General features: G+C 61.2%; 19 protein-coding genes. 13 read left to right on the top strand and 6 right to left on the bottom strand.

Features of this window, described 5'->3' with window-relative positions; all coding sequences use genetic code 11:
• The first annotated feature begins 274 nt into the window (after nt 1-274).
• The 5 genes from xdhB (at nt 275) to NO932_RS14165 (ending at nt 8638) form a co-directional block, all read left to right on the top strand.
• A complete protein-coding gene (gene xdhB / locus NO932_RS14185) occupies nt 275-2608 on the top strand; it encodes a xanthine dehydrogenase molybdopterin binding subunit (RefSeq protein WP_309207942.1) in 2334 nt (777 codons plus the stop codon).
• Between the two features lie 307 nt (nt 2609-2915).
• Complete coding sequence (gene xdhC / locus NO932_RS14180) at nt 2916-3722, top strand: xanthine dehydrogenase accessory protein XdhC (protein ID WP_309207941.1); 807 nt, start codon at nt 2916-2918, stop codon at nt 3720-3722.
• Between the two features lie 13 nt (nt 3723-3735).
• Nucleotides 3736-4962 (top strand): urate hydroxylase PuuD, encoded by a 1227-nt coding sequence (locus NO932_RS14175; protein WP_309207939.1) that lies wholly within the window; start codon nt 3736-3738, stop codon nt 4960-4962.
• A complete protein-coding gene (gene guaD / locus NO932_RS14170; RefSeq protein ID WP_309207938.1) occupies nt 4959-6263 on the top strand; it encodes a guanine deaminase in 1305 nt (434 codons plus the stop codon). The genes NO932_RS14175 and guaD overlap by 4 nt, the downstream gene beginning before the upstream one ends.
• Nucleotides 6264-6469: 206 nt before the next feature.
• The gene (locus NO932_RS14165) at nt 6470-8638 is read left to right on the top strand and encodes a malate synthase G (protein ID WP_309207937.1); all 2169 of its coding nucleotides are present in this window, start codon (nt 6470-6472) and stop codon (nt 8636-8638) included.
• Here NO932_RS14165 and NO932_RS14160 read toward each other — a convergent pair.
• Nucleotides 8629-9009 carry a hypothetical protein gene (locus NO932_RS14160; protein ID WP_309207936.1) on the bottom strand — a complete coding sequence of 127 codons (381 nt, stop codon included), beginning with the start codon at nt 9007-9009 and terminating at the stop codon, nt 8629-8631. The two genes, NO932_RS14165 and NO932_RS14160, sit on opposite strands and share 10 nt — an antisense overlap.
• Before the next feature lie 154 nt (nt 9010-9163).
• Here NO932_RS14160 and NO932_RS14155 point away from each other — a divergent pair, with 154 nt between their 5' ends.
• On the top strand, nt 9164-10120 hold the full coding sequence (locus NO932_RS14155) for an ABC transporter substrate-binding protein (protein ID WP_309207935.1): 957 nt from the start codon (nt 9164-9166) through the stop codon (nt 10118-10120).
• Here NO932_RS14155 and ade read toward each other — a convergent pair.
• Complete coding sequence (ade, locus tag NO932_RS14150; protein ID WP_309207934.1) at nt 10117-11823, bottom strand: adenine deaminase; 1707 nt, start codon at nt 11821-11823, stop codon at nt 10117-10119. The genes NO932_RS14155 and ade overlap by 4 nt on opposite strands.
• Before the next feature lie 273 nt (nt 11824-12096).
• On the opposite strand from ade, the gene NO932_RS14145 reads away from it, so the two are divergent.
• Nucleotides 12097-12501 (top strand): hypothetical protein, encoded by a 405-nt coding sequence (locus NO932_RS14145; RefSeq protein ID WP_309207933.1) that lies wholly within the window; start codon nt 12097-12099, stop codon nt 12499-12501.
• Here NO932_RS14145 and NO932_RS14140 read toward each other — a convergent pair.
• The 4 genes from NO932_RS14140 to NO932_RS14125 form a co-directional block, all read right to left on the bottom strand.
• A complete protein-coding gene (locus NO932_RS14140) occupies nt 12498-12941 on the bottom strand; it encodes a nuclear transport factor 2 family protein (RefSeq protein WP_309207932.1) in 444 nt (147 codons plus the stop codon). The genes NO932_RS14145 and NO932_RS14140 overlap by 4 nt on opposite strands.
• A 38-nt stretch (nt 12942-12979) precedes the next feature.
• Nucleotides 12980-14506: a trehalose-6-phosphate synthase gene (locus NO932_RS14135; protein WP_309207931.1), complete on the bottom strand. Its 1527-nt coding sequence runs from the start codon at nt 14504-14506 to the stop codon at nt 12980-12982.
• Nucleotides 14503-15303: a trehalose-phosphatase gene (gene otsB, locus NO932_RS14130; RefSeq protein WP_309207930.1), complete on the bottom strand. Its 801-nt coding sequence runs from the start codon at nt 15301-15303 to the stop codon at nt 14503-14505. The genes NO932_RS14135 and otsB overlap by 4 nt, the downstream gene beginning before the upstream one ends.
• 196 nt (nt 15304-15499) lie before the next feature.
• Complete coding sequence (locus NO932_RS14125; RefSeq protein ID WP_309207929.1) at nt 15500-15694, bottom strand: hypothetical protein; 195 nt, start codon at nt 15692-15694, stop codon at nt 15500-15502.
• Nucleotides 15695-16312: 618 nt separating this feature from the next.
• On the opposite strand from NO932_RS14125, the gene NO932_RS14120 reads away from it, so the two are divergent.
• The 6 genes from NO932_RS14120 (at nt 16313) to NO932_RS14095 (ending at nt 23797) form a co-directional block, all read left to right on the top strand.
• On the top strand, nt 16313-17302 hold the full coding sequence (locus NO932_RS14120) for an acryloyl-CoA reductase (RefSeq protein ID WP_309207928.1): 990 nt from the start codon (nt 16313-16315) through the stop codon (nt 17300-17302).
• A gap of 90 nt (nt 17303-17392) precedes the next feature.
• Entirely contained in the window at nt 17393-18925 is a 1533-nt protein-coding gene (locus NO932_RS14115) for an acyl-CoA carboxylase subunit beta (protein ID WP_309207927.1), read from the top strand.
• A 10-nt stretch (nt 18926-18935) separates the two neighbouring features.
• Nucleotides 18936-20936, top strand: a complete 2001-nt coding sequence (locus tag NO932_RS14110; RefSeq protein ID WP_309207926.1) for an acetyl/propionyl/methylcrotonyl-CoA carboxylase subunit alpha — start codon at nt 18936-18938, stop codon at nt 20934-20936.
• Nucleotides 20936-23053 (top strand): methylmalonyl-CoA mutase, encoded by a 2118-nt coding sequence (gene scpA / locus NO932_RS14105; RefSeq protein ID WP_309207924.1) that lies wholly within the window; start codon nt 20936-20938, stop codon nt 23051-23053. The genes NO932_RS14110 and scpA overlap by 1 nt, the downstream gene beginning before the upstream one ends.
• Nucleotides 23050-23475, top strand: a complete 426-nt coding sequence (gene mce, locus NO932_RS14100; RefSeq protein ID WP_309207922.1) for a methylmalonyl-CoA epimerase — start codon at nt 23050-23052, stop codon at nt 23473-23475. The genes scpA and mce overlap by 4 nt, the downstream gene beginning before the upstream one ends.
• 43 nt (nt 23476-23518) lie before the next feature.
• The gene (locus NO932_RS14095; protein ID WP_309207921.1) at nt 23519-23797 is read left to right on the top strand and encodes a hypothetical protein; all 279 of its coding nucleotides are present in this window, start codon (nt 23519-23521) and stop codon (nt 23795-23797) included.
• Nucleotide 23798: the final 1 nt, after the last annotated feature.

Genomic DNA, 23798 nt, shown 5'->3' with positions numbered 1-23798 from the left:
TAGCAGCTCTTGCCCGAACGCTGCCTCGACCTGCCCTTCTCCCCTCGAGGGAGAAGGTGGCCGCGAAGCGGTCGGATGAGGGGTGCGCTGAGACAGCCATGGCCACCTTCCTTGATGTGTTTGGTCTGTGCTGCGCCTCTCTCATCCGACGTCCGCAGCGCTTCGGCAAGACCTCAAACATCGCCCCAAGAGCTCCCTTCTCCCCTGGTGGGAGAAGGGCTGGGGATGAGGGGGGCGCTGCGCTTCGGCGTGCGACCACGCCTGGGGCTCGCCCATGACCGCCCTCGATCCCAAGCCCATCATCCGTGGTGGCGTGCACAAGCCGCAAAAACACGATTCCGGGCACAAGCACGTCTCGGGTACTGCCGAATATATCGATGACATGCTCGAACCGGCGGGCACCCTGCATGCTTATCTCGGGCTTTCCACCTGCGCGCATGGCGAAATCCAGTCGCTCGACCTCGAAGCGGTCAGGGGCGCTCCAGGCGTGGTCGGCGTCCTCACCGCCCAGGATATCCCCGGCCACAACGACATCTCACAGCCCGGCAAGCACGACGAGCCGATCTTTGCGCAAAACAGGGTCGAGTTCTATGGCCAGCCGCTCTTTGCCGTCATCGCTACAACCCGCGAGGCAGCGCGGCGGGCGGCGAAGCTGGCGCAGGTGAGCTATACCGAGCTCCCCTTCCTTCCCGACATCCCCACGGCGCGCGAGGCCGGCGGAGCGCTGGTGACGCCGGGCATGAAGCTCGAACGCGGGGACGTGGCCGCCGGTTTTTTCGGCGCCAAGTACCGCATCAGCGGCTCGATGGCCATTGGCGGGCAGGATCATTTCTACCTCGAAGGCCAGATCGCCCTTGCCATGCCCGGCGAGGACGACGACGTCACCGTCCATTCCTCCACCCAGCACCCCAGCGAAGTCCAGCACATGGTCGGCCATGCGCTGGGCGTCCCCTCCAACGCCGTAAACGTCGTCGTACGCCGCATGGGCGGCGGGTTCGGCGGCAAGGAGACACAGGGCAACCTCTTTGCCGTGGTGGCCGCGATCGCGGCTAAAAAGTTCAACCGCGCCGTGAAAATTCGTCCCGATCGCGACGACGACATGGTCGCCACCGGCAAGCGGCACGATTTTCTTGTCGACTATGAAGTCGGGTTCGATGATGAAGGCCGGATCGAAGCGGTGGATGCCACCTATGCGGCGCGCTGCGGCTTTTCCGCCGACCTTTCCGGACCGGTTACGGATCGGGCGCTTTTCCACGCCGACAACGCCTATTTCTACCCAAACGTCCGGCTGGTCTCCCAGCCTTTGAAGACCAACACGGTCTCCAACACCGCCTTTCGCGGTTTTGGCGGGCCGCAGGGCATGGTGGGGTGCGAGCGCTGGATCGAGGATATCGCCTATGCCTTGGGCAAGGATCCGCTCGATATCCGCAAGGTCAATTTCTACGGCGATACAGACCGGAACGTCACGCCCTACCACCAGCGGGTCGAGGACAACATCATCGCCCGGCTGGTCGATGAACTCGAAACGAGCGCCGACTATCGCCGGCGCCGGGCCGATATCGTGGCGTTCAACAAATCATCTCCGGTTTTAAAGCGCGGTATCGCATTGACCCCGGTCAAGTTCGGCATCAGCTTCACCCTCACCGCCTTCAATCAGGCCGGTGCGCTGGTGCACGTCTATCGCGACGGCTCGGTCCATCTCAATCACGGCGGCACCGAAATGGGGCAGGGGCTTTATGTAAAGGTCGCCCAGGTCCTTGCCGATTGCTTCCAGATCGATCTCGACAAGGTCAAGATCACCGCAACGACCACGGGCAAGGTGCCCAACACCTCGGCGACGGCCGCCTCCTCGGGGTCGGACCTCAACGGCATGGCCGCCGCCAACGCGGCTGGGCAGATCAAGGACCGGCTGGTCCGCTTTGCCATGGAGAAATTCAACGTCCCCGAAGATGCGGTGAGCTTTGAGCCCAATTGCGTCATGGTCGGCAATCAGCGCCATGACTGGGCCGATTTCATCGATCAGGCCTATCTCGCCCGTGTGCAGCTTTCGGCCGCCGGGTTCTACAAGACACCTGATATCCATTGGGATCGCGCAGCCGGCAAGGGCAAGCCCTTCTACTATTTCGCCTATGGTGCCGCCTGCTCCCAAGTGGTGGTCGATACGCTGACCGGCGAATACATGGTCGAGCGGGCCGACGTGCTGCACGATGTCGGCAAATCCCTCAATCCGGCGATCGACATCGGCCAGATCGAGGGCGGGTTCGTCCAGGGCATGGGGTGGCTCACCACCGAGGAGCTCTGGTGGGATGCCAAGGGCCAGCTCCGCACCCATGCGCCCTCGACCTACAAGATTCCCGTGGTTTCCGACGTGCCGAAGATCTTCAACGTCAGGCTCGCCGAGTGGTCGGAAAACAAGGCCCCCACCATTCGGCGCTCCAAGGCCGTGGGCGAGCCGCCCTTCATGCTGGCCATCTCTGTGCTCGAAGCCATCTCCATGGCCGTGGCGAGCGTCGCGGACTACAAGATCGCCCCGCGCATGGACGCGCCGGCAACCCCTGAGCGGGTGCTGATGACGGTCGAGCGGCTCAAGCGCGAGGCGGGGCGGTGAAGGAACCAACGCTTCGATATTGCGACCAGCGGCAGTGGGTGCCGACAAGCTGCGCCCCCCTCATCCGACCGCTTCGCGGCCACCTTCTCCCACCAGGGGAGAAGGGTAGCCCTCGGCGGCCATTCAGCGAAAACACGGGCGCTTGCCCCTTTTCCTCTGGGAACGGCGCGGACTCTTTTGGAAGCAGTTGCGGCACTTTCCGAAGCGCTGCTTCGCGCTGCCCTTCTCCCCCGGTGGGAGAAGGTGGGCTTTCGCGGAGCGAAAGGTCGGATGAGGGGGGCGCTGGGCTTGCGGCGGGGCGCGACGCATGAGCGTTACCCCACAGCTACTCCGAGACTTCTTCGACCGTCATCGCAATACCGTCCTCGTTGAAGTCACCGAAACCAAGGGCTCCACCCCCCGCGAGGCGGGCGCCTGGATGCTGGTCGCGCCGGATGCAGAGATCGGCACCATTGGCGGTGGCCAACTCGAATTCCTCTCCATAGCCCGCGCCCGCGAAGCCGTCGCCTCGGGTGAAGCCGCAGCCGCGCTCGACATCCCTCTCGGTCCGGAGATCGGCCAATGTTGCGGCGGTCGCGTCGCCATCGGCATGCGGGCCGTCGACGACGATGTCGCCCGAATCCTCCGCGCCCGCGCCGAAACCGAATACGCCGCCAGAACCCACGTCTACGTCTTCGGCGCCGGCCATGTGGGTAACGCCTTGGGCCAGGCGCTCTCGCTTCTCCCCTTCCGGACCCTTTTGGTGGATAACCGCGCCGCCGAAATCGCCCGCGTTCCCCCGGGCGTTGAAGCCAAGCACGTCCCGGTGCAGGAAGCGCTTGTGCGCGAGGCGCCGCCGGCCTCCTGCTTCGTCGTTCTCACCCACGATCACGGCCTCGATTTCCTGATCGCTTCCGAAGCGCTGTTGCGCAACGATGCGCTCTATGTCGGGATGATCGGGTCGAAAACGAAACGGGCGACGTTCAAAAGCTGGCTGTCGGACATGGGGCACGACATCGCCCTGATGGATCGGCTGACCATGCCGATCGGCGGGGCGGACGTCAAAGACAAGCGGCCGGAAGTGATCGCGGCCTTGACCGCGGCCGAAATCGTGCGCGCCGTGGCAAAGAACTGAGTTGGGGCAACAGATGACCGATTTCACGCTGTTTTGGGAATGGCTGGCCTTCGCCGTGCGCTGGACGCACGTGATCGTGGGCATCGCCTGGATCGGCTCGTCCTTCTATTTCATCGCCCTCGACCTCGGCCTGCGCCGGCACGACAACCTTCCCGCAGGTGTGCAGGGCGAGGAATGGCAGGTCCATGGGGGCGGGTTCTACCACATCAACAAATACATGGTCGCCCCGCCCAACCTCCCCGAGCATCTGGTCTGGTTCAAATGGGAGAGCTACACCACCTGGCTCACCGGCTTTGCCATGCTCGCCATCGTCTATTACGCCGGCGCCGATCTCTTCCTCATCGACCGCACCGTCCTCGACGTCGGCGCGCCGGTCGCGATCGCCATCTCGCTCGCTTCGCTGGCGCTGGGATGGGTGCTCTACGACCTGCTCTGCAAATCCCCGCTCGGCAAAAGCCAGAACGGGCTGATGCTGGTGCTCTTTGTCATCCTGCTCGCCATGGCCTGGGGCTATACCCAGGTGTTCACCGGCCGCGCCGCATTCCTGCATATGGGCGCGTTCACCGCGACCATCATGTCGGCCAACGTCTTTTTCATCATCATCCCCAACCAGAAAAAGATCGTGGCTTCGATGAAGGCCGGCGAAGCTCCCGATCCGGCGCTGGGCAAGCAGAGCAAGCAGCGCAGCGTCCACAACAACTACCTGACGCTTCCCGTCCTGTTCTTCATGCTCTCCAACCACTACCCGCTAGCCTTCGCCACCCAATACAGTTGGGCCATCGCGGGTCTCATCTTCCTCATCGGCGCGCTGATCCGCCACTTCTTCAACACCATGCACGCGACCGGCCAGCGCCCCTACTGGACCTTCGCGCTGGCGCTGATCCTCTTTCTCGGCACCATCTGGCTCTCGAGCTACCCCAGAACAACCGAGTCGGCCTTGGCCAGCACTGCCGCCCAGGCCTTCATGGCCGATCCGCATTTCGAGCAAGTGTCGTCGGCCGTCCAGGGCCGCTGCGCCATGTGCCATGCGGCTCAGCCGGGCTATGCAGGCGTTCCCATCGCCCCCAGGGACGTGCGCCTCGACACCCCCGAACTGATCGCCGAACACGCGCGGGAGATCTATCTCCAGGCCGGCCGCAGTCATGCCATGCCGCCGGGCAATGTTTCGATGATGACCGACGCCGAACGCGCGCTGCTGGTCACGTGGTACCAGTCCGTCACCGGGGAGCAGAGCCTGTGAAATCGAAGATCCTGCGCGGCCGGCTGCTGACTTTCGTTTCCGAGCCCGCCGGCTCGGACGACCACGCCAGCTATCGCTATATCGAGGATGGCGCTGTCGTGATCGCCGAGGGTAAGATCGTCTCGGTGGGTGAATGGAGCGATGCCCTCTCCCTCGTCGCCCCCAAGGCTGAGATCGTCGATCATCGCCCCGGTCTCATTCTGCCCGGCTTCATCGATACCCACATTCACTACCCGCAGATGCAGGTCATCGGCTCTTACGCCAAGGATCTGCTCGAATGGCTCAACACCTATACCTTCATCGAGGAACAGCGCTTTTCCGACGAGACCCACGCGGCCCGCATCGCGTCGCTGTTCTGCGACGAGCTGGTCCGTTACGGCACCACGACGGCCGCGGTCTACTGCACCGTCCACCCCCAATCGGCCGAGGCGTTTTTTGCCGAAGCCAAAAAGCGCGACATGCGGATGATCGCCGGCAAGGTGATGATGGATCGCAACGCGCCCGAAGGTCTCCGCGACACGCCGCAGCAGAGCTATGACGACACCAAGGTGCTGCTCACCAAATGGGACGGCGTAGGTCGCCTCCACTACGCCATCACCCCGCGTTTCGCGCTGACCTCCAGCCACGAACAATTGGAAATGGCCCAGGATCTCGCGCGGCAATTCCCCGATGCCTACATCCAGACACATGTGAACGAGAGTCTGGGCGAGATCGCTTTCGCCAAGGAGCTTTACCCGAACCTCCCCGATTACGTCGGCATCTATGAGCACTATGGCCTGTTGGGCCCCAAAACCCTGCTCGGCCACTGCATTCACATGAACGATCGCGAGATCGAGGCCCTCGCCGAAACCGCCTCGGTCGCCGTTTTCTGCCCCACCTCCAATCTCTTTATCGGGTCGGGCCTTTTCGACCGCCGGAAAATGTTGGAGGCCAATGTGCGGATCGGGGTTGCAACCGATGTCGGCGGTGGCACGAGCTTTTCCATGCTGCGCACGCTCGACGAAGGCTACAAGGTGCTGCAATTGCGCGGCCAGCGCCTGTCCCCGCTCGAAAGCTTTTTCATGATGACCCTGGGCAATGCCCGGGCGTTGTCGCTCGAACACAAGATCGGATCGCTCGAACCGGGCGCCGACGCCGACATCGTCGTGCTCGATGCCCATGCCCTGCCGCATATGACGCTCAAGATGGAGCAGGTCGAAAGTCTTTCCGAAGAACTGTTCCTGCTCCAGACCTGCGGCGACGACCGGGTGATCGCCGAAACATACGTTGCGGGTGAAGCGGCCAAGAGCAGGCTGGGCTGAGGGTAAAATAGTGGAGGGATTTGGCACGGCTAAGCCACCACCCCGCCTGTCATTCCGGGACTTGTTCCCGGAATCCAGAAGCAGCACTGGCCAAGGGCGCCAAACGTCGCTTCGTTTCCACATCGTGGAAGCATATTGAGAACCGGCTTGGCGAAACGGCGAGGCAACGCTAGGCGTTGCAACAGCAAACATCAGAGGAAGCGTCGATGAGCAATTATGTGGACCGGTCCGGCCTCAAGGTCGATGCGCAGCTTGCCGCGTTCGTCGAAAACGAAGCGCTTAGCGGGCTCGATGTCACCGCCGACACCTTCTGGTCCGGTTTCGCCGAACTCGTAACCACCTACATGCCGGGCAATCGCGAGCTTCTGGAAATCCGCGACCGTATGCAGAGCCAGATCGATGACTGGCACCGCGACAACGGCCCCGCAACCAAGGACCCGGCGGCCTATATCGGGTTTCTCAAGGACATCCGCTATATCGAGGACGAGCCGGAGGATTTCCGGATCGAAACCGAAAATCTCGATCCCGAGATCGCAACGCTCTGCGGTCCGCAGCTTGTGGTTCCGGTGTCCAACGCTCGCTATGCCCTCAATGCCGCCAACGCCCGCTGGGGCAGCCTCTATGATGCGCTCTATGGCACCGATGCCATCGCGCGCGAAGGCGATCTGGCCCCGGGCAAGGCGTACAACCCCAAGCGCGGCGGCGAGGTGTTCGCGCGGGTCGGACATTTTCTCGACGAAGCGTTTCCGCTGCTCGGCGTCAAGCACTGGGCCGTGACCCGCTATGGCATCGACACCTCGGGCGACGTCGCGCAACTGGTGATCGCAAGCCAGGATGGTCCCGCCAGGCTTGCCTATCCCGAGGCCTTTGCCGGCTATAGCCGGGCCGGAGGCGTTACCCGCATCCTGCTTGCCCATCACGGCCTGCACATCGAACTGGTGATCGATCCCGAGCACCCGATCGGCAAGGACCATCCGGCGCATCTGGCCGATGTGATCGTCGAAAGCGCTTTGACCACCATCCAGGATTGCGAGGATTCGGTCGCCGCCGTCGATGCCGAGGACAAGGTCGGCGTCTATCGCAACTGGCTCGGTCTGATGAAGGGCGATCTTGCCGAAACCTTCGAAAAGGGCGGCGAGACGATGACAAGGCGGCTCAATCCCGACCGGACCTACACGGCACCGGACGGCTCAGCCCTGACTCTTAAGGGACGCGCGTTGCAACTCGTGCGCAATGTCGGGCACCTGATGACCACCGACGCGGTGCTCGGTGCCGATGATGAGCCCATCGGCGAAGGGCTGATGGATGCGATCGTCACGACCCTTTGTGCCATGCACGATTTGAAGCGCCGCGCCAATTCGGTGACCGGCTCGATCTATATCGTCAAACCCAAGATGCACGGGCCCACCGAAGTCCTGTTCGCCTGCAATGTGTTCGGCGAGGTGGAGAAAATTCTCGGCCTGCCGCTCAACACCATCAAGATCGGCATCATGGACGAGGAGCGGCGCACTTCGGCCAATCTCAAGGCCTGCATCCTTGCGGCGCGCGAGCGGGTGTTCTTCATCAATACCGGGTTTCTTGATCGCACCGGCGACGAAATCCACACTTCCATGGAAGCCGGTCCTGTTCTGCCCAAGGACAAGGTGCGCGCCGAGCGCTGGTTGCAGGCCTATGAGGACCGTAACGTCACCATCGGCATTGCCTGCGGCTTTACCGGACGCGCCCAGATCGGCAAGGGCATGTGGGCCAAGCCCGATGCCATGGCCGATATGATGGAACAGAAGATCGGGCACCCGAAGGCCGGAGCCAATTGTGCCTGGGTGCCGTCGCCTACGGCGGCGACGCTGCATGCGTTGCACTATCACGAGGTTGATGTGTTCGAGGCCCAGAAGCGGCGTCACAACGAGCCGATCCCGACCCTCACCGAACTGTTCTCCATGCCCGCCCTCGACCCCTCGACGCTGAGCGGCGAAGAGATCCAGCGCGAGCTCGACAATAATGCGCAGGGAATCCTGGGCTATGTCGTTCGTTGGATCGATGCGGGGGTGGGCTGCTCGAAAGTGCCCGACATCAACGATGTGGGTCTGATGGAAGACCGCGCGACCTGCCGGATTTCCTCCCAGGCCATCGCCAACTGGCTTTGGCATGGGGTTGTGACGCAGGACGAGGTGGTCGCGACTTTCACGCGCATGGCCAAGGTCGTGGACGAGCAGAACGCGGGCGATCCGGCCTATCGGCGCATGAGCGACGATCCGGAAAATTCAACCGCTTTCCAAGCCGCCTTGGCGTTGGCGCTGGAAGGCACCCAGCAGCCCTCGGGCTACACCGAGCCGATCCTGCACGCCAAGCGGCGCGAGAAGAAAGCTCAGGGATAATCGGTGTGATTTTTGGGGAGGCGCGGCATCGGCCGCGTCTTCTGCGTTTCGCCGTTGCGGGCGGCCTTTTTGTCCCGCCGGCTGCGGCGCCAGAGATTGAACTGACGTTCGCCGCGCAGCAGGGTGGCGCTCATGGGGCGCTGCAGGAACGGCAGGTCGATGGCCAGCAGCAGCAGGCCCAGCGGCAGCATCCAGATGCCCAGGATGGGCAAGAACGACAAAATACCGCCCAGCACCAGCAGGATGCCCAAGGGAATGCGGATAAGCATCGCCCAGGGTTGACGCAGCACGTAGATAATCATCGCAAAGCGCGGAAACCGTGCTTCAAGGCGAAGAAACAGGCGTTCTAAACGAGTGCGCTCTTTGTCCATGGCTCAAGAGATAATGGTGAAAATGGCTTAATCAAGCCCGGCGGGATGCTGCATATAAACTTGACTTTCCTGATCACGTTAATTCATGAACATCACTCGATCAGTGTCCTTGATGAGGGTGGGCAGAATGAGACGAGCGGCATGGGTGTGGGGGATGGCCATCGCGGTTGGATTGGCAATGTCCGCCGCGGCGCAAGAGTTCCCGCAAACTTTCGAACATCGTTTCGGCACCACCGTGATCGATGACCAGCCCGAACGGGTGGTTACGCTCACCTATAGCGGAGCTGACCATTACCTGGCGCTCGGCGTTGTCCCGGTGGGACTGCGGCATTGGTATGGTGATTTTCCCCATTCGGTCTGGCCTTGGGCACAGGGTGCATTAGGCGATGCGGAGCCTTTCGTGCTCACCGAGATCGATTATGAGCAGATCGCGGCGCTGGAACCCGATGTGATCGAGGGAATCGGATCCGGGCTCACCCAGGAACAGTATGACGAGTTGTCCCGCATCGCGCCGGTGGTCGCCGCCGAGGCGCAGTACACCGACTTTTCCACTCCCTGGGCCGAGCGCGCACGCACGGTAGGTCGAATTTTGGGGCAGGAGGACGGGGCGGACCGGCTGGTGAGCGATCTCGAGGCGCGCATTACCTCCATTGCCGCCGCGCATCCCGAGTGGAATGGGATGGAGGCGGTTATCGCCTTCAACGTCACCTATCCCGGTGTTTATCGCTCGGTCGATATTCGCGCTCAGCTTCTCGAACAGCTCGGGTTCTCCACCCCCGCGGCAATTGACGCTCTTGGCGAGGAAGGCGATTTCAACGTCGAAATTTCCGAAGAAGATTTGACCTTGCTCGAAGCCGACCTTCTGGTCTGGATCATCGGCGCGGGCAGTGTCGAGCGCATCGAAGGTCTGGCTCTGCGCGAGCGGCTCACCGCACACCAGGAGGGCCGGGAGGTATTCGCCGATTATCTCCTCTCGGGCGCCTTCTCATTCGCCACCCCGCTCAGCCTCAACTACCTGCTTGACCGGCTGGAGCCGCTCATCGAGGCGGCGGTGGATGGCGACCCGGGCACCCCCGTGGAAACCACCATGGAAGCGGGCTTGGCGCCCTAGACGAAATCGAATTTGTCGACGTCGAACAGTCCCTTGTCCGTCATCTTGAGGTGCGGAATGACCGGCAGGGCGAGGAACGCGACCTGAAGGAACGGTTCGGGCAGGGTGCAATCGAGTGCCTTGGCCGCTTCGCGCAGGTGCTCAAGGTGTTCGGTCACGATTTCAAAGGGTTCCGGGCTCATCAACCCGGCGATGGGTAGCGCCAAATCGGCCAGGATTTCGCCCTCACAGGCCACAGCGAAACCGCCGCCGATCTCGATCAGCCGGTTGACGGCCAGCGCCATGTCCTCGTCGGTCACGCCGACCACTGTGATGTTGTGGCTGTCATGGCCGACCGATGAAGCGATGGCACCGCGCTTGAGACCGAAACCCTTGACGAAGGACCGGCCGATATTGCCGTTGATCCCGTGCCGCTCGATCACCGCGACCTTGATGACATCGGCATCGATATCCGGCTCCAGCCCGCTTTCGTCCGACGCCAGCGCGGCGTTTTCCCTGAATGTGAGGATCAGCCCCGGCTTGACCCCGATCACCGGCACTTCGTTATGGTCGGGATTTGGTGCGGTGATGAAGGCTTCGGGTTCGACCGGCTTGGCTTTCATCGAATCCAGTCCCACCGGCGCCACCGGTTTGCGTGCCGCCCAGATATCGGCCGTCACATGCCGGCCAGCCGCGATGACATCGGAAACCCGGCATTCTTCCAGGCTGTCGAGCAGCGCGATATCAGCCCGCCACCCAGGGGCCACGTGTCCGCGATCCTTGAGCCCGAAGATGCGCGCCGCCGAGAGCGAGGCGGCCCGGTAGACGTGATGGATCGGACAGCCATGGGCGATCAGCCGGCGGATCGAGGAATCTAGATGCCCCTCCTCGGCGATATCGAGCGGATTGCGGTCGTCGGTGCACAGCGCCACGAAGGCCGAAGTGTTCTCGTCGAGGATTTCGGCCAGCGCATCGAGATCCTTTGAGACCGATCCCTCCCGAATGAGGATCGCCATGCCCTTGGCCAGTTTCTCGCGCGCCTCGGCCGCGCTCGTCGCCTCGTGGTCGGTCCTGATCCCTGCCGCCAGATATCCATTGAGGTCGGCCCCCGAGAGCAGCGGCGCGTGACCGTCGAGGTGGCGATGCTGAAACGCTTCGAGCTTGGCCAGTATCCCAGCGTCACCGGCGAGCACGCCAGGGAAATTCATCATCTCGGCCAGCCCGATCACCTGAGGATGATCGGCAAAGGGCAGCAGGTCCTCGATCTCAAGCCGCGCCCCCGCCGTCTCGAACGGTGTTGCCGGAACGCAGGAGGAAAGATTGATCCGCACATCCATGATCGTCCGCTCGGCGCAATCGAGGAAATATCTTATCCCCGCTGCCCCGAGCACGTTGGCGATCTCATGGGGGTCGCAGATGACCGTGGTCACTCCGTGGGGCAGAACGCAGCGGTCGAATTCGAAGGGAGTAACCAGCGAAGATTCGATATGCACATGCGTGTCGATAAACCCCGGTACAGCGAAGCGATTTCTTCCGTCTATCTCCGATCTCGACCCGTATATGCCCGATATGCCCACGATCCGATCGGCGACGATCGCGATGTCGGTTTGGGTAATTTCCCCGGTGATGACGTCCAGGCGACGGACGTTCTTGATCACCAGATCGGCCGGCTCCAGCCCACGACCGGCGCGGATCATCCTTGCGAGCGTGGCGGCGTCGGTCATGCTAACCTCTTGTTCCTCAACTCAAAAGCGACGGCGCTGCCGCCGCCCCTTGGCGAACGTTTGGGCGTAACACTATGTGGCTACCCATATTGCAGCGCAAGGCGCATCAAGCTGCGTCCAGCGCGATGTTCAACGCTATTTTCGTCTGTTCGATTTTTGAGCATTTCAATGGTCGGAACTGGAAGCGTACTCGTAGCGTTAATCCCAACCGACCGCGTGGCGGCCGGACCAATAGGGGCGCCGGAAGGGCCCTGGCTGAAGAGGGATGCAAGGATGACCGACGACAGGCCCGACCTTACCAAAAGTGAAGTGCGGCAAGGCAATAGCCGCAAGATGAATTCCCGTGCCTTGATCTTTGGATTGATCGGGCTCGTGATCCTGTTTGCGCTGGTTTATTGGTTCAGCACGGCGACTTATGATGAGACCGCCACTACCACCGGGGGCGGAACGACAATCGAAGATGCTCCTGCCGCAGGCGGCGATGTTGGCGACGATGCCGAAGATCTGCCGACCCCCACACCTGACGAGCCGGCAGCAGCCGAGCCGGCGGATGGTGCGGCAACAACTGAACCTGCGACAGAAGCCCCTGCTGCCGAGGCACCGGCTGATGCTGAAGCACCTGCCGACCCGGAGGCTCCCGCCGAGACTGAAGAACCGGCAGCGGTTCCCGGAGCTTAGCGTTCGATAAGGCCATGCTGACGATAGAGTTCCATTTCGTCGCCGGCCACGAAGCCGAAAACCTTGAGGCGCCCGTCGCGCTCTTCTAGCAGGTAGGAAACACAAAATGGGATGGCGATTGCTTCGCCATCCTTTTCGTATTGGGCCTGATAGCCGACTTTTGCGAGATAGTGTTCTTCGTCGATATCGGTCACTTCGACGCCGGTGACCTCCATCCTTCTGGTGCCGATGGATTTATAGAAGGCGTAGCCCTTTTGCAGGGTTTCGGAGAAAGTTTCGTCATTGTCGCCCGTCATCACCGTGCCGGGACCGGCAGCAATAAAGCTTTCCGAAAAATGAGATCGTATCCCATGCACATCGACGCTCTCGCCTAAGGAGCGATTATAGGCCCGTACATAGCTTTGGAAAAACGCATCGAAGTCGGACTTGGCGCGCTTCATGTGGTCCTCCCAAAAAAGGGCTGCCCGAAAGCCGCCCGTCACGTTCCTGAGAAGACTCCGCGAAGCCAAGGCAAGAGCATGATGCGCCGCGTTAGACGCTCAAGCGCCATGCCGCTCGATTGGTCCATGGCTTTGTTGCGCGGCAAGAGCTGATCCTGCCCGCCACCATCACTTTTCGGTTCATCATCGGCCTCATTGGCGCCGGTTTGGCCGGTCAGGGCGTTGAGATAGCTGTCGGCCCAATTGTCCACGTTGTGGGCCCGCGCCGCATCCATTAGATTTCGCCAACGCTCCTTACGCTCCTTGAGCGGCATGGCCAGGGCAAGGCGCAGGGCTTCAGCCGTCTCGTCGGTATCGAATGGATTGATGATGAGTGCATCGTGGAAGATTTCGGCGGCGCCTGCGAAGCGTGACAGGACGAGTACGCCTGGGTTTTCAGGATCCTGTGATCCGACATATTCATGGGCGACAAGGTTCATACCGTCGCGCAGGGGGGTCACAAGCCCGACACGAGCGAGCCGGTAAAGCCCGGCAAGCGAAGCTTGGGCATAGGCCCGCTTGACGTAGGTGATGGGGAGCCAGTCAGGTTCCGCAAAGCGTCCCGTCAGCCGCCCGACGGTGGTGTCGAGTTCATCCGAGATGACCTGATATTCCTTGATCGTATCGCGCGAGGGTGGAGCGATCTGGATCATGTGTACAGCGCGGCGCAGATTGGCGTTGTTTTCGAGCAGCTTCTCGTAGGCCTGCACGCGCTGAGGCAGACCCTTGGAATAGTCCAGCCGGTCTACGCCAAGGATCATGGCTCGCCCGTTCATGGCGCGCTCGACCTTCTTATACATCTTCTGCGCGTTGGGACTGAGGGCCAGCTTGGCAAAGGCGTCGGGGTCCGACCCGATCGGGAAAGCTTCTATGGTCGTGTCACCAAGGTCGAGCTCGACGGGCGTTCCGCCGGCCTGGCGGTACATCTCTTCATGAGCCAGAAATTCGTTGAACGCAGCCACATCGCGCTGCGCCTGCATGCCCACCAGATCATAGGCGAGAAGGTCGTTCAGCAATTCTTCGTGATGAGGAATGGCGTTGAGGGCATCGGGCGTAGGGAAGGGGATGTGGAGGTAAAAGCCGATCTTGTTGCGGATGTTACGGCGGCGCAGCTCGGTGGCGAGCGGGATCAGATGGTAATCGTGCACCCAGATGATATCGCCAGGCTCGACATGCTCGGCAATCGCGTCGGCGAATTTGGCGTTAACGCCGCGATACCCCTCATACCAATGCGACTGGATATCCGTCAGGTCGAGCCGAAGGTGGAAGGAAGGCCAGAGAATGGAATTGGAAAAGCCAGCATAATAGCTCTGATGGTCTGATCGGGTCAGGTCGATCGATCCGATCCGCATGCCGTCAATGGTCTCAAAGCGCGCATGTCTATCGGGATTTTCAGCGAATGCGCCTGACCACCCGAACCAGAATCCGTCACGGGTTGAAAGCGTTTTCTTAAGGGCCACGGCGAGGCCGCCGGCAGCGGGAGATTTTCCGGGAATTCTGTTCGATACGACGATGAGACGGCTCATTTGACCATGCTTTCCTGGGCAGTGTTCACCGAAGTGCGAGATGAGGAGTTTCGTTCCCTTTCGATGAGGGCGTCGAAATAAGTAAAAAGGTGAGCGATGTCGGGTAATGTGAAGCGTGCCCGGGTCTCCCCCTCGCCAATCCTGATGCCGAAACCTCCCAGGCGGTCGGCAGCGGCAAATCCATCTTCATCGGTCACATCATCGCCGATGAAAACAGGCGTACGACCGGCGAAGGGCTTAACCTGCATCAACCCTTCGATCGCCGCGCCTTTGTTTGCCCATTGCGGGCGAGCCTCGATCACCTTTTTGCCAGAGATCGCGTGGAAATCGTTGTATCCCCCAAGCGCACGGGTCAGGGCGGCGCGGGCCAGAGCTTCCTTTTCGGGCGCAGCGCGGTAGTGGATTGCAACCCCGGTCGGCTTGGGCTCGATGAGAATTCCGGGCTCGCCACCCAGCGTGTTGGTGAGCCGGCTGGTGATCGCCGCCGCATCTTCCAGAATCTTGGGATCGGCTGTTTCGCGCTGGCCGAGAATGCGGCGTTCGGCTCCGTGGCCGCCGGTGATGGCGAACTCCTGGGAGGGGAGAAAGCCATCGATTGCATCGATGGTGCGACCGGTGACGACGGCAAATGCGCCGTCAAGGACCGAATGAAGGGATTGCAACCGCTCGGGAAGATCGGGTGGAACTACGACTGCGTCTGGACTGGCGGCGATTTCGACAAGGGTTCCGTCAAAATCGACCAATAGCGCCACCGGGCCTGTGGATTCGGACAGGATGGCGGAAACGGTGTCGTGCATAACCCCTGATCTGGCTGTTGCGTATAATGCCCGGTTAATGTCCCCGAAAGGTATTGGTTCCCGGAGGCAAACATCGGCAACCGCTCTGCAAACCAACTCACCTCAATGTGCATGTTCCCAGCACAAGGGGAGATCGCCATAACGGCTGTCCCAGATGAGGTTCTGGCCAGGTCGCCCCGGCCAGAACCGGTTGATTTCAGCGCAGCAAACTTGCCTGCGTCGTCATGCCTGCAGCTTCGCATCCGGCTTGACCGGCTTCAATGCAGGCGAGGCTGGTTACGCCGCGTTCAGGCGCTCCAGTCAGTCCGTTGGCTTGGGTGATCGTCAGAATGACGATGAACAGGCTGGCCGCAAGGGCGGTCAGGCTGACGAGGCGTGGCGTGGTCATCATGGTGGCCTCCCGCACGAGTCCGGAAACGCTGGCTCGGAGAGCGTTATGGTTTCCGGAAAATTAACGCCGCATATAAGGCAAGAATGCTCCAGGGATTTGCGTCTGGCAAGCCCTGTGGGGAAGCTGGGGAAAAGATGCGGGGAGAGGTGTCCTTGTCACATGGCTGGAGAGGACGTTTTCCTCTCCCCGATGAAGTCCGGCCGATCGTCAACGAAGGGATCGCCGTCCTTCATGTCGCGGCTCGGGAGGGACAAACCGCGACGAGAACTCGACCGCAAGGTCGATGGGGCGGGAGGAATGATGCAAACACGTTCCTTGGGGGACGCATAAGGAGTTCACTCCTCCCTATCGGACGCAACCGGGGACGCGGTGGCTACGCCCGAATTGGCGTTGAACGGAGCTCTAACCCAGAGCCGCCTGCACGCGCAGTTCAAATACCATCAGCACCACGCCTCTTGATGGGGTTCGGTTCCGAGCGGAACGCGGCCATCTGTGATGGGTTCCCAGCCATCGCAAACAGGCCGGGAAATTGCCTGATGTGAATGGGAGCGTGAACGACACGAATGCGACTGGACGCGGGCTGAAATTCGCGGTGTGATGTCCCCAAGGAGGGACCTCATGACATTCAGGGCACTGGTTAGCGACAAATCCGCGGGCGGAATGATCGTCTCCAAAGTCAGAGAAGTCGACGAAGGTGAATTGCCCGAGGGCAATGTCCTGGTCGGGATCGACTGGGCTGGGTTCAACTACAAGGATGGACTGGTTCTGCTTGGGCACGGAGGGTTGGTGCGCAGCTATCCTCATATCGGCGGCGTGGATTTCGCTGGTCGGGTCATCGAGAGCAGCGATGCCAGATATCATCCGGGGCAGGCCGTGGCACTCACCGGATGGCGGGTGGGCGAATGGCACTGGGGTGGGTTTGCGACACGGGCGCGGGTGTCCGCTGATTGGCTGGTGCCGCTGCCCAAGGGACTTTCCACCCGGGAAGCAATGGTGCTCGGCACCGCAGGACTTACGGCAATGCTGGCCGTCAACCGACTGAAGTCGGAAGGGATCAAACCGGGCGCTGGCGATATTCTCGTCACCGGAGCGGGTGGAGGCGTGGGGTCGATGGCCACCCTATTGCTGGGCCGGCTCGGCTACAAGGTGCACGCCATGAGCGGGCGTCCCGAACTCGTAGATGATCTTATTGCCCTGGGTGCGCGGGAGGTCGTCGGACGAGACGTGCTCGCGCCATCATCTAAGAAGCTGCTTGGCACCAAATGGATCGGGGCGGTGGACAATGTCGGGGGCGCGCCGCTGGGTGAGTTGCTCAAGCAGATGCATCAAGGCGGGTGTGTTGCCTCGGTGGGCCTTGCGGCTGGCGATGAATGGTCGGCGAGCGTGATTCCCTTCGTCCTGCGCGGTGTGACCCTGGCCGGGATCGACAGCGTGATGCAGCCCTATGAAAGCCGCATCGCGGCGTGGGAGAGGCTGGCGAGCATTTTCAGCTTCACCGCCTATGAGCGCATGGTCACTGAGGTGGGATTGGCGGAGCTCCCCGCAATCGCCGAACAAATCCTCGCGGGCCAGATCAGGGGGCGGGTGATCGTTCAACCCAAACACTGATCCGCACCGATTGCCATGGACTCTCAATAACTTCGGCTCTCGCCAAAGGCGAAAATTGCGCTAGTGTCAGGCGTGATATGGAGGGGCGACATGCAGGATGTCATCGATGCGCTCGAGAAAAGGCGCGAGGACGCGCGCCTAGGCGGAGGCTCCAGGCGCATAGAGGCGCAGCATGGCAAGGGTAAACTGACGGCGCGCGAACGGCTGGCCGTTCTGCTCGATCCGGGAAGTTTTGAAGAATACGACATGTTCGTCACCCACCGTGCGCGCGATTTCGGCATGGACGAGCAGATCGTACCGGGGGATGGGGTGGTAACCGGTTGGGGTACGATCAACGGGCGGTTGGCTTACGTCTTCTCGCAAGACTTTACGGTATTCGGCGGCTCGCTGAGCGAAACGCACGCCCAGAAAATCTGCAAGATCATGGATCTGGCGGTTCAAAACGGGGCGCCCATCATCGGGCTGAACGATTCCGGCGGGGCGCGGATTCAGGAGGGCGTGACCTCGCTGGGCGGCTATGCGGAAGTCTTCTGGCGTAACGTGCAGGCCTCGGGTGCGGTGCCACAGATTTCGGTGATCATGGGGCCGTGCGCGGGTGGTGCCGTTTATTCGCCGGCCATGACCGATTTCATCTACATGGTCAAGGACACCAGCTACATGTTCGTGACCGGGCCGGACGTGGTCAAGACGGTGACCAATGAGAGCGTGACCCATGAAGAACTGGGCGGAGCTTTGACGCACACCAAGATTTCGTCGGTGGCTGACGCAGCGTTCGAAAACGACATCGAAACACTGCTCGAGGTTCGCCGGCTTTTCGATTTCCTGCCGCTTTCCGCTCGGGAACGCGCTCCGCGCGTTGCCACCAACGATCAGATCGACCGGCGCGAGGACAGCCTCGATACGCTGATCCCGGCCAATGCCAATACCCCCTACGACATGCGGGAGGTGATCGAAAAGGTCGCAGATGAGAGCGATTTTCTCGAACTGCAGCGGGAGCATGCGGGCAATATCCTGATCGGTTTCATCCGGCTCAACGGGCAGACGGTAGGCGTTGTTGCCAATCAGCCCATGGTGCTGGCCGGATGTCTGGACATCAACGCCTCGAAAAAGGCGGCGCGGTTCATCCGGTTCTGCGACAGCTTTGAAATTCCTGTCCTCACTTTCGTCGACGTTCCGGGCTTTCTGCCCGGCGTGGCTCAGGAATACGGAGGTATCATCAAGCATGGGGCCAAACTGCTGTTCGCCTATGCAGAAGCCACTGTACCCAAGGTGACGGTGATCACACGCAAGGCCTATGGCGGGGCCTATGACGTGATGGCTTCAAAGCACATCCGCGCGGATGTGAACTATGCCTGGCCGAGTGCCGAAATTGCCGTTATGGGCGCGAAAGGCGCAACCGAGATTCTCTATCGCTCCGAATTGGGCGATGCCGACAAGATTGCGGCGCGGACCAAGGAATATGAGGACCGGTTTGCCAACCCGTTCGTGGCGGCGGAGCGGGGGTTCATCGACGACGTGATCATGCCGCACAACACCCGTCGGCGGGTGGCGAGGGCACTCGAGGCGCTGCGGCACAAGAAGGCGCAGGGACCGGTTAAAAAGCACGGGAACATTCCGTTGTGAGGATTGCCTGATGTTTTCCAAAATCCTCATAGCCAATCGCGGGGAGATTGCCTGCCGGATCATCAAGACGGCACGCAGGATGGGCGTTCAGACGGTGGCGATCTATTCCGATGCCGATCGCGACGCTCTGCATGTGAAGATGGCCGATGAAGCCGTTCACGTCGGGGCGGCGCCGGCAGGAGCAAGTTATCTCAACATCGACAGGATCATTGCCGCCTGCAAGCAGACCGGCGCGGTGGCCGTCCATCCGGGGTATGGGTTCCTTTCGGAAAACCCAGAATTTGCAGAACGCCTGCGGCAGGAGGGGATTTATTTCATCGGCCCCCCGGTCAAGGCGATCGAGGCGATGGGCGACAAGATCACGTCCAAAAAGATCGCGGCGAAGGCCGGCGTATCCACCGTGCCGGGCCATATGGGGCTGATCGAGAACGCCAAGGAGGCGGCGGCGATCGCCGGAAAGATCGGCTACCCGGTAATGATCAAGGCCTCAGCCGGCGGTGGCGGGAAGGGTATGCGGATCGTGAAGTCCGAAGCCGAAGTGGCCGAGGGGTTCGAGCGGGCCAAATCGGAAGCGGCGTCATCGTTCGGCGACGACCGGGTGTTTATCGAGAAATATATCGAACAGCCCCGGCATATCGAAATACAGGTTCTCGCTGATGCCTTGGGAAACTGCATCCACCTGGGCGAGCGGGAATGCTCGATCCAACGGCGCAACCAAAAGGTCATAGAGGAAGCTCCTTCACCCTTTCTCGATGCCCCGACGCGCGCCAAAATGGGCGAGCAGGCGGTGGCGCTGGCAAAGGCTGTCAACTACGTCAGCGCCGGCACCGTCGAGTTCATCGTCGACAAGGACCGCAACTTCTACTTCCTCGAGATGAATACGCGGCTGCAGGTCGAACATCCGGTGACCGAGCTGATAACGGGGCTCGATCTTGTCGAAGAGATGCTCCGGATCGCCGATGGTCAGAAGCTGCGCTGGACCCAGGAGCAGATACGGTTCAACGGTTGGGCAGTCGAAGCGCGGATTTATGCGGAAGACCCCTATCGCAATTTCCTCCCTTCCACAGGGAGGCTTAAGCGCTACCGGCCACCTACCGAGGAAGCCTCGGCCCAACTCGTCGTGCGCAACGATACCGGCGTCGAGGAGGGGGGCGAAATCAGTCCTTACTACGACCCGATGATCGCCAAGCTCGTTACCTGGGCGCCTTCTCGAACCGAAGCGATCGATGGGTTGGCAGTGGCGCTCGATCAATCGGAGATCGAGGGGGTGGGCAACAATATACCGTTTCTTGCGGCGGTGACGCAGCAGGACAGGTTCCGTAAGGGAAGGCTTTCGACGAGTTATATCGCCGAGGAATTTCCAGCGGGTTTTTCGGGCGTCGAACTCGATCACGACACGCTTCAGACCTTGGCTGCGCTGGCCTGCCGTGCCGCTTTCCAGCTCGAAACGCGCGGATTTATCGAGCCGACACCACTGACGCGCGAGCATGTGATCGCTGAGCGTAGTGTCATCATTGGTGACCGGCGGTGGGACTTTTCCATCCCGAAGTCCGGAGAGGCGTTCGTGCTGATGACCGATCACGGACAGGGGTTGCTGATCGAGGATGGCTGGCAGCCAGGCGCGAGCCTGACCGCAACCGAAATCGACGGGCGTACGCTATACGTCAAGATGGACCGGATTACCTCGGGCTTTCGGATGCGCTATCGTGGAGCCGATATCACCGCCAAGGTGGTCATGCCACATGTTGCCGATCTCATGCGGATCATGCCGAAGAAGGCGCCTCCCGATATGAGCCGCTTTTTGTTGTGCCCCATGCCGGGGCAGATCCTGCGGATGGATGTCGCTGAGGGCGATGTGGTCGAGGAGGGGCAAAGCCTGGCTATTGTCGAAGCCATGAAGATGGAAAACGTCCTCAGGGCCGAGCGACGGGCACGCGTTGCCAGGATCAACGCCGGGGCGGGCGACATCCTGACAGTCGATGCCGTGATCATGGAGTTCGAGGCGGTGTGATGAGCAAGGGCGCGCGCGATGTCTGGTCTCATATCGCCAGCGGAGAACTGCGCGATGTCCCGCTCGATACCTTGAACCGCGACTATGGCGGCCTGTCCGTTGAGCCCGTTTATTTTGGGCAGGATGAGGCCATCCCCGGCGCCGAGCCATTTACCCGCGGGATCAGGGCGACGATGTATACCAACAGGCCCTGGACCATCCGGCAATATGCTGGGTTTTCGACGGCCGAAGAGAGCAACAGGTTCTATCGTCAGGCGCTCGAGCAGGGACAGAAGGGGCTTTCGGTTGCCTTCGATCTTGCCACTCATCGGGGATATGATTCCGATCATCCGCGGGTCGCGGGCGACGTTGGCAAGGCAGGGGTCGCCATCGATTCCGTCGAGGATATGAAAATCCTCTTTGACGGCATTCCACTCGACCAGATGAGCGTATCGATGACCATGAACGGGGCCGTGATCCCGGTTCTGGCCATGTTCATCGTGGCGGCGGAAGAGCAGGGCGTGCCGCCCGAGAAGCTCTCGGGGACCATCCAGAACGACATTCTCAAGGAGTTCATGGTCCGAAACACCTATATCTATCCGCCCGAACCATCCATGCGGATCGTTGGAGACATCATCTCCTACACCGCCGACCACATGCCGAAGTTCAATTCCATTTCGATCTCGGGCTATCACATGCACGAGGCCGGGGCGACGGCGATACAGGAGTTGGCCTATACCATGGCCGATGGAATGGAATATGTGCGCGCTGCGCAAGCGCGCGGGCTCGATATCGACAAGTTCGCCGGCCGGCTGAGCTTCTTTTTCGGCATCGGGATGAATTTCTTCGTCGAAGTGGCCAAGCTGCGGGCAGCGCGTACGCTGTGGTCCAGGATCATGACCGAACTGGGGGCGAAGGATGTCCGCTCCAAGATGCTGCGGACGCACTGCCAGACATCAGGCGTGTCGCTGACAGAGCAGGACCCCTACAACAATATCGTGCGCACCGCCTATGAGGCACTGGCGGCGGTGCTTGGAGGCACACAGAGCCTGCACACCAATTCGTTCGATGAGGCCATCGCGCTGCCGAGCGAAACCTCATCGCGGATCGCCCGCAATACGCAATTGATCCTCCAGCATGAAACCAAGGTCACCGACGTGGTCGATCCGCTGGGGGGCTCCTACTACGTCGAAGCGCTAACCGAGCAACTCGTCGAGAAGGCCGGTGCCCTGATTGCCGAGATCGAGGCGCAGGGCGGGATGACCCGCGCGGTGCAATCAGGCGAACCCAAGCTGGCCATCGAAAAGGCCGCAACTATCCGGCAGGCTGCGGTCGATCGGGGTGAAGAGGTGATCGTGGGCGTCAACCGGTATCGTCTGGAGACCGAGATACCCATACCGACGCTCGAAATTGACAATGCCCGGGTGCGAGCTGCTCAGATCCAGCGGCTGAACGATGTTCGCCGCAATCGGAATGATGCCCGGTGCAGGTCGGCGCTGGATGGCTTGCGCGAATATGCGGCCAAGGACGAGGGAAACCTTTTGGCCGCGGCCATCGAAGCCGTTCGGGCGCGGGCCACGCTGGGCGAGATTTCAGAGGCCATGGCAGAGGTGTTCGGCCGCTACGAGGCTGATACCCGTGTGCTTTCCGGCGTCTACAGCGATCAATACCGAGGCGATCCGCAGTTCAGCGAGGCGAAAGAAAGGATCGCCGCGTTTTCGGACCGGCATGGACGACCGCCTGCGATCTTCATCGCCAAGATGGGGCAGGATGGGCACGATCGCGGGGCCAAGGTGATCGCGACCGCATTCACGGACATAGGCTTTTGCGTGCATATGGGGAGCCTGTTCGAAACGCCCTCGGAGGTTGCTGCGAACACCGAAGCGCTTGGAGCCGACGCGGTGGGGGTCTCATCGCTCGCGGCGGGGCACAAAACGCTGGTGCCGGAATTGATCATCGCGCTTCGGGAGCGCAACCTCGCTGAGGTGCCGGTCTTTGTCGGTGGAGTCATCCCGACAGGCGATTACGATTTCCTTTTTAAGGCAGGCGTGGCCGAGATTTTCGGGCCCGGAACCAACGTGCTCGATGCGGCCTTTGCTGTGCTCGACCGGATCGAGGGAAAGTTATCCAACCGATGATCGGGCGCGTAAATCACATCGCCATAGCGGTGCCAGACCTGGAGCGGTCCGCAGCGCGCTATCGCGATCTGCTCGGCGCCAGGGTTTCCGAGCCACAAAGCCTGCCGGAGCATGGGGTGCGGGTGGTCTTCATCGATACGGGCAACACAAAGGTCGAATTGCTTGAGCCGCTGGGCGAAGCTTCGCCGATTGCCGACTTTATTGAGCGGCACCCGGACGGGGGCATGCATCACATCTGCTACGAGGTTGGTGATCTGGCGGCGGCCGTGCGTGTTCTCACCGAGAGCGGTGCACGTGTCCTGGGGGATGGGCGCCCGAAGCGGGGCGCCCATGGCTTGCCGGTCGTATTCCTGCATCCCAAGGATTTCGATGGCACGTTGATCGAGCTCGAAGAGATCAAGCCCGAATTCGCGCCGGCGTGATTGCTAACGTAATGTTAAAAGGCCCGCGCTTACGCTCGGGAGCATGGCAGGTGTCAGCGGCTTCAAGAAGATGAACTGGTTCCCCAAGCAGTCCGCTTGGCAGGAGATGGAAGCCGCACGCATCAAGCGGCGCGAGATGATGGAAGACTTCCAGGCCAGTTCCAATGCGCTGGCTGCGGGGTTCCAAGCTGCAGCCAATCTCCAGATTCAGGGTATCGGTGAATTGGCGGCCCAAAGTGCACAATCGCGGCTGCAAGCCAAAGCCAAGGAGATGCAGGCCGAACTCGAAGCGAAATTCGCGAGCGTGTCAAAGCTCGTCTAGC

Source organism: Pelagibacterium sp. 26DY04 (assembly GCF_031202305.1).
Lineage (GTDB): Bacteria > Pseudomonadota > Alphaproteobacteria > Rhizobiales > Devosiaceae > Pelagibacterium.
Note: the sequence above shows the minus strand (reverse complement) of the source record. Positions and strands in the feature narration are given on the sequence as shown.

Coding starts and splice junctions, on each gene's coding strand:
- xdhB (WP_309207942.1), top strand. CDS start 275: ATGACCGCCCTCGATCCCAAGCCCATCATCCGTGGTGGCGTGCACAAG.
- xdhC (WP_309207941.1), top strand. CDS start 2,916: ATGAGCGTTACCCCACAGCTACTCCGAGACTTCTTCGACCGTCATCGC.
- NO932_RS14175 (WP_309207939.1), top strand. CDS start 3,736: ATGACCGATTTCACGCTGTTTTGGGAATGGCTGGCCTTCGCCGTGCGC.
- NO932_RS14165 (WP_309207937.1), top strand. CDS start 6,470: ATGAGCAATTATGTGGACCGGTCCGGCCTCAAGGTCGATGCGCAGCTT.
- NO932_RS14160 (WP_309207936.1), bottom strand. CDS start 9,009: ATGGACAAAGAGCGCACTCGTTTAGAACGCCTGTTTCTTCGCCTTGAA.
- NO932_RS14155 (WP_309207935.1), top strand. CDS start 9,164: ATGGCCATCGCGGTTGGATTGGCAATGTCCGCCGCGGCGCAAGAGTTC.
- ade (WP_309207934.1), bottom strand. CDS start 11,823: ATGACCGACGCCGCCACGCTCGCAAGGATGATCCGCGCCGGTCGTGGG.
- NO932_RS14145 (WP_309207933.1), top strand. CDS start 12,097: ATGACCGACGACAGGCCCGACCTTACCAAAAGTGAAGTGCGGCAAGGC.
- NO932_RS14140 (WP_309207932.1), bottom strand. CDS start 12,941: ATGAAGCGCGCCAAGTCCGACTTCGATGCGTTTTTCCAAAGCTATGTA.
- NO932_RS14135 (WP_309207931.1), bottom strand. CDS start 14,506: ATGAGCCGTCTCATCGTCGTATCGAACAGAATTCCCGGAAAATCTCCC.
- otsB (WP_309207930.1), bottom strand. CDS start 15,303: ATGCACGACACCGTTTCCGCCATCCTGTCCGAATCCACAGGCCCGGTG.
- NO932_RS14125 (WP_309207929.1), bottom strand. CDS start 15,694: ATGATGACCACGCCACGCCTCGTCAGCCTGACCGCCCTTGCGGCCAGC.
- NO932_RS14120 (WP_309207928.1), top strand. CDS start 16,313: ATGACATTCAGGGCACTGGTTAGCGACAAATCCGCGGGCGGAATGATC.
- NO932_RS14115 (WP_309207927.1), top strand. CDS start 17,393: ATGCAGGATGTCATCGATGCGCTCGAGAAAAGGCGCGAGGACGCGCGC.
- NO932_RS14110 (WP_309207926.1), top strand. CDS start 18,936: ATGTTTTCCAAAATCCTCATAGCCAATCGCGGGGAGATTGCCTGCCGG.
- scpA (WP_309207924.1), top strand. CDS start 20,936: ATGAGCAAGGGCGCGCGCGATGTCTGGTCTCATATCGCCAGCGGAGAA.
- mce (WP_309207922.1), top strand. CDS start 23,050: ATGATCGGGCGCGTAAATCACATCGCCATAGCGGTGCCAGACCTGGAG.
- NO932_RS14095 (WP_309207921.1), top strand. CDS start 23,519: ATGGCAGGTGTCAGCGGCTTCAAGAAGATGAACTGGTTCCCCAAGCAG.